At 65.3% G+C, this 5,895-nt stretch carries 4 protein-coding genes; 3 read left to right on the top strand and 1 reads right to left on the bottom strand.

Annotation, left to right across the window (positions count from 1 at the left end):
- Positions 1-1,992: translation initiation factor IF-2 (infB, locus tag DBZ45_RS14960; RefSeq protein ID WP_111904677.1), on the top strand; the 1,992-nt coding region annotated here is incomplete at its 5' end.
- A 252-nt stretch (positions 1,993-2,244) separates the two neighbouring features.
- Positions 2,245-2,754, top strand: a complete 510-nt coding sequence (gene rbfA, locus DBZ45_RS14955) for a 30S ribosome-binding factor RbfA (RefSeq protein WP_111904676.1) — start codon at positions 2,245-2,247, stop codon at positions 2,752-2,754.
- 126 nt (positions 2,755-2,880) lie between these two features.
- Here rbfA and DBZ45_RS14950 read toward each other — a convergent pair whose 3' ends face one another.
- A complete protein-coding gene (locus tag DBZ45_RS14950; RefSeq protein WP_111904675.1) occupies positions 2,881-4,002 on the bottom strand; it encodes a ScyD/ScyE family protein in 1,122 nt (373 codons plus the stop codon).
- 358 nt (positions 4,003-4,360) lie between these two features.
- Between DBZ45_RS14950 and DBZ45_RS14945 the strand changes: the two genes are divergently transcribed.
- Positions 4,361-5,895 (top strand): HNH endonuclease (locus DBZ45_RS14945; RefSeq protein WP_111904678.1); only part of this gene is annotated, 1,535 nt, incomplete at its 3' end.

The following is a 5,895-nucleotide window of genomic DNA, read 5'->3' as shown; positions in this document are numbered from 1 at the left end:
GGCGGCGGTGCTCCGGCCGGCGGCGGCTTCGGCAAGGGCGGCCGCGGTCGCGGTGGCACCCAGGGTGCGTTCGGTAAGGGCGGCGCTGGCCGCGGCAAGCAGCGCAAGTCGAAGCGCGCAAAGCGCCAGGAACTTGAGCAGATGAGCGCACCGTCGCTGGGTGGCGTGAGCGTACCCCGCGGCGACGGCAACACCGTTATCCGGCTTCGCCGCGGCTCGTCCATCACGGACTTCGCTGACAAGATCGAGGCGAACCCCGCCGCACTGGTTACCGTGCTCTTCCACCTCGGTGAAATGGCAACGGCAACCCAGTCGCTGGACGAAGACACCTTTGCCCTCCTCGGCGAGGAACTCGGCTACAAGCTGCAGGTCGTTTCGCCCGAGGATGAGGAGCGCGAGCTGCTCAGCACGTTCGATATCGACGTGGAGGCTGAACTCGAGGCCGAGGGTGACGAAGTACTTGAGGCACGTCCTCCGGTAGTCACCGTCATGGGTCACGTTGACCACGGTAAGACCCGCCTGCTGGACGCCATCCGTAACTCTGACGTCGTTGCCGGCGAGCACGGTGGCATCACCCAGCACATCGGTGCCTACCAGATCAGCCACGAGCACGAGGGTGCGGTGCGCGACATCACCTTCATCGATACCCCGGGTCACGAGGCGTTCACCGCCATGCGTGCCCGTGGCGCGAAGGTCACGGACATCGCCATCCTGGTTGTGGCAGCGGACGACGGCGTGATGCCGCAGACCGTTGAAGCCCTCAACCACGCCCAGGCGGCCAACGTGCCGATCGTCGTGGCCGTGAACAAGATCGACAAGGAAGGGGCGAACCCGGACAAGGTCAAGGGCCAGCTCACCGAGTACGGTCTGGTTCCCGAAGAATACGGTGGCGACACCATGTTCGTTGAGGTCTCTGCCCGCCAGAACCTGAACATCAACGAGCTGATCGACGCTGTGCTCCTGACCGCCGACGCCGCGCTGGACCTCCGGGCCAACCCGGACAAGGCCGCCCGAGGCATCGCTATCGAAGCGAACCTGGATAAGGGCCGCGGCTCTGTGGCCACCGTCCTGGTGCAGTCCGGTACCCTGGCCGTCGGCGACACGATCGTGGCCGGCACGGCCCACGGCCGCGTCCGTGCCATGTTCGACGAGGACGGCGAGGCACTCGACGTCGCACTCCCGTCCCGTCCGGTCCAGGTCCTCGGCCTGTCCAACGTTCCGCGCGCCGGTGACACCTTCCTGGTGACCTCCGACGAGCGCACGGCCCGCCAGATCGCCGAAAAGCGTGAAGCTGCTGACCGGAACGCCGCCCTGGCCAAGCGCCGCAAGCGCATCAGCCTGGAAGACTTCGACCAGGCCGTCGCCGAAGGCAAGATCGACACCCTCAACCTCATCCTCAAGGGTGACGTGTCCGGTGCCGTGGAAGCCCTCGAGGACGCGCTGCTCAAGATCGACGTCGGCGAAGGCGTACAGCTCCGCGTCATCCACCGCGGTGTCGGTGCGATCACGCAGAACGACGTCAACCTGGCAACGGTCGACAGCGCCGTCATCATCGGCTTCAACGTCAAGCCCGCCGAGCGTGTTGCCGAACTGGCAGACCGCGAAGGCGTGGACATGCGCTTCTACTCCGTCATCTACGCAGCAATCGATGACATCGAGGCAGCCCTCAAGGGCATGCTCAAGCCGGAGTACGAAGAGGTCCAGCTGGGCACCGCCGAGGTCCGCGAAGTGTTCCGTTCATCCAAGTTCGGCAACATTGCAGGCTCCATCGTTCGCTCGGGCACCATCCGACGCAACTCAAAGGCCCGCATCACCCGCGGCGGCAAGCTCATCGGCGACAACCTCACGGTGGAGACGCTCAAGCGCTTCAAGGACGACGCCACCGAGGTCCGCACGGACTTCGAGTGTGGTATTGGACTGGGCTCGTACAACGACATCACCGAAGGCGACATCATCGAGACCTTCGAGATGCGCGAGAAGCCGCGCGTCTAAGTCTCATGCTTCACTTGCGGGGCCGTTGGGTTTTTTCCGGCGGCCCCGCCCCTTCGCTGGGTGGCCTACGTCTTACGATGTCGGCCACCCAGCTTCGGCAGCGGAGCTGGCCTTCCCAACACTCGCAAGCTCGCGTCGGGGGCCTAGGCCATCTCCTTAGATGCCACTCCCGGGCGCCCATAATCGCCACGCGCTAACGTTGTTCCATGCGTTGGCGCGCCACAGTTTTCTATTTCCATCCAGGAGGATGTCATGGCTGATCCGGCACGCGCTGCCAAGATGGCGCAGCGGATTAAGGTTGTTGTTGCTGAGGCTTTGGGCCGGAAGGTGAAGGATCCTCGGCTTGAGGGCATTACTGTCACCGATGCCCGTGTGACCAATGACCTGCAGCATGCCACCGTCTACTACACCGTGTTTGGCGACCAGGCCGTGCAGGCTGATGCGGCCAAAGGGCTGGAGAAGGCCAAGGGCGTGCTCCGGCAGGAAGTAGGCCGGAACATCACCGCCCGGCTGACTCCTACGCTTGAGTTCGTCGCCGACCAGATCCCCGTGAACGCGTCCAACCTCGAAGAACTGCTCCGCACAGCGAAGCAGCGCGATGCCGAGGTTGCCGAGCTGGCCCGGAACGCCAAGCACGCGGGCGAAGCCGACCCGTACAAGAGCGACGCGCAGCCAGACGTGGAAATCGACGAAGACGACTTCGACGAAGAGGACCTCGACCTGGCGGACGGCGAGGCAATCGACGAGGACCGGAACCGCTAACGTTGCCGGTTCTGCGCCGCAGAGCTCATGCCATCATGCACTGAAGGGTTGCGGCCGGATCTTGCGATCCGGCCGCACCCCTTTCTTTTGTTGCTGCCGCCAATCTTTGTTGCTGCCGCTAAATTGCTAGTCGTCGAGTGGGGCCTTCACGACACGGCCGTCCGGCGCCGCGTTCGGTGCCGGCAGCGAGTTGACAGTCGCGTAGATGGTCTCGCCCCGGATGTCGACGTCGGCCGTGAGCGCGCCCGGAAGCACTACCGTCTGCTTGCTTGAATGTGCGGACAGCCTCAGCACACCCTTGCCGAACAGGGACGCGACGTACACATTCCCCTCGTCGTCCATGTCCAGGCCGGTGGGTGACATCACGTTGTCGGCGAACAGCTTGACGCGCCCGTTGTGGGGGTTGACTTTGTACACCGCTCCGCGGGCACCCAGTGCCGGGTCCTCCGGTCCACCGGGCAGCACGGATACATACAGCCAGCCGTCCGTTCCGCGCTCGACGTCGGTAGGCACGGGCTCGAACCGGTAGGTTTGCCCTGCGACGCAACCCGGAAGTTTCAGTGCCGCGGTTTCTTTTGTGGTGAATTTGTGCGGTCGGGGCGGCAGTACGGCTACAGTTTCAGCCTTGCCTGACTTCACGTCGACCGACACGATGCTATTGGCTCCGGCGTCGGCAACGTAGATGGTGTTCCCATAAACCTCGATTCCATAGGGATGCGAATCGACGTGGCCCTTGTAGGAGGCTTCCACGTCCTTCGGCAGCTTGGCAGCGCAGGCAGCGGGAAGATCCTTGAAGCCGTAGCTCGTGCCGCCGTCCGCGTTGTGTTTCACCTCGAGGGCAGCGAGGTCGCCGAATGTGCGGTGCTTGCCGTCGGCGCCGATGCTTCTGATGTGTCCTGCCAGCGGCCTCGGATCCATGGGGCCGGCGCCCTGGCTTTCGGCCAGGTAGATGGTGGGGCCGCCCCGGTCGCTGCCAGCCACATCCCAGGCTGCGTTCCCGTAAACCATCGACTTGCTGCCGTCCCGGGCAACTTTCGTCAGCTTGCCCGCGAATTCCTCACTGACCAGAACGGAACCGTCCGGTCCGTCGCTGAGGTGGAGCGGGCTCAGCAGGCCTTTGGTGAGTACGGTCGGTGCGGACTGGCTTTCTGCTGCTTTGCCTACCGCGGCCGCGTGGCCCGCTGGGGACGCCGACAAGAGGAGTGAGGCAGCCGCGACAGCCGCCAAGAGTGCTCGTTGCTTTTCCATGCCGTCTCCAATGTCAATGCTGTGCGCATCCGAACATTGAGACCGATATATGGTCCGAAAATCGGGTCCCCCAATGCGCGTATTCTAAGCCCGGCCTTCGCAGCATGTCGATGGGCCGGAGCTGACCTTGGACCCGCGGAAAAGTTTTTGAGAAGCCTGCGGACGGGCTAACAATGTCTGACCCCCTCATCAGACTGGTTCTATGGAAGCCATTGGGGGATCCACCGCAGACCGGGCTTTACGGCCTGTTGCCGGTGGGCATGCTTCCGTCGTAGGGAACGACGGCGGTGGCTGGCTCAGCGGCGGGGTTTCCGACGGCTGGGCCAATAATGTCAGACCCCCTCACGAGACTGGTTCTATGGAAGCCTTTGGGGGATTCACCGCAGACCCGGCCTTACGGCCTGGTGCCGGTGGTTTGGCTTCTGTCGGTGCTAACGCCCGTCAAAGTGTTCCTGTTGATTTTGGCGCCGGTGTCCTCGAGCGGGATGTGGTTGATGAGGCCTTGGCGCTGCTGTCAGCGGACGTGATCACCGCCGAAGACACCGCGTTGTGGGGTTTCGGGCAGGCCGCGGATTTCGCAGACCGGGTCGAGCAGCTCTCCCGGGAGGTAGAGCGCCTGCAGGTGCTCGCCGCGGGCGCGGTGGACCGGGCCCGCACCGCAGCGGTCACCGCCGCAGCATCACCCCTCGTCCCCGTCACGGCCGCTGAAGCGGGCCCGGGTCCGGGCGATGACGGCTCCCGGAACACCGTGGAGTTCCTCCGGGGCAGGCTGCGGATCAGCTCCGCCGAAGCCCGCCGCCGGATCGGGCTGGCCGACTCTGTCCTGCCCAGGGCAGGGTTCGGCGGGCAACAGCTCCCCCCGAGGTACCAAGGAGTTGCCGCCGCGGTCAGCACCGCCCAGATCAGCTCCCGCGCCGCAACCACCATCACCCTGGCCCTGGACCGGGCGCAGCATTTCACCACCCCGGACCACACCGCCGTGATGGAACACGACCTGACCCAAGCCGCCGTCGAAAACGACGCCGACTTCCTCACCCGCGTCGCCAAACACTGGGCCGAAGCCATCGACCAGGACGGGACCGAACCCTCCGAAGCGGCCCTCCGGCAAATCCAGGGCGCGTTCATCCGCCGCCCCAAACACGGCCTGCAGCACCTGGAAATTTTCGCCACCACCGAACAGTTCGAAACGCTCACCACCGCCATGAACACCGCCACCAACCCCCGCACCCCGGCCCCTGCAAAAGGCAACGGCAACGACGGGAACGGCGCCGACGGACCAGGCAGTGACGGACCAAGCAGTGGGGCGGGGAACGCTGAATCGGCCAGCCTTGACGGTTGGGACACCGAGGGTGTCCCGGAGGTCTCCCTGGATCACCGCTCACAGGGGCAGATGCGGCTCGACGGGCTCGTCGGCGCCGTCCAGACCGTCCTTACCACCGACATCCTGCCCGCCAACGGCGGACACCGGCCCCAGATCCTGGCCACCATCAACTACCGCGACCTCCTCGCCGACCTTCGGAAGCGACAAGACGCACAATGGGCCCAAGACTCACAGGGGGACCAGGGCACCCAGTGGGACCAGGGCACCGAGGGCCCGCAGCCGGCCTACACCGGCCGGACCAACGCCGGGAGCACCGGCGGCACCGCACTGTTCGCCTTCTCCGGGCCGGTGAACCCGGCCACGATCCGCAAAATTGCCTGCGACGCCGACATCATCCCCGTCGTCCTCGGCAGCCAGGGCCGGATCCTGGACATCGGCCGCGCCTCACGCGTCTTCCCGCCCCACATCCGCAAGGCCATCATGGCCCGGGACCAAGGCTGTGCGTTCCCCGCCTGCACCATCCCGGCTGCGTGGTGCGAAGCCCACCACATCACCTACTGGTCACGCGGCGG

It is taken from the genome of Arthrobacter globiformis, from assembly GCF_003261175.1.
In the GTDB taxonomy this organism is placed as follows: Bacteria; Actinomycetota; Actinomycetes; order Actinomycetales; family Micrococcaceae; genus Arthrobacter; species Arthrobacter globiformis_A.
Note: the sequence above shows the minus strand (reverse complement) of the source record. Positions and strands in the feature narration are given on the sequence as shown.

Excerpts from the sequence above, each read along its gene's own strand:
- rbfA (WP_111904676.1), top strand. The coding sequence starts at position 2,245 with ATGGCTGATCCGGCACGCGCTGCCAAGATGGCGCAGCGGATTAAGGTT.
- DBZ45_RS14950 (WP_111904675.1), bottom strand. The coding sequence starts at position 4,002 with ATGGAAAAGCAACGAGCACTCTTGGCGGCTGTCGCGGCTGCCTCACTC.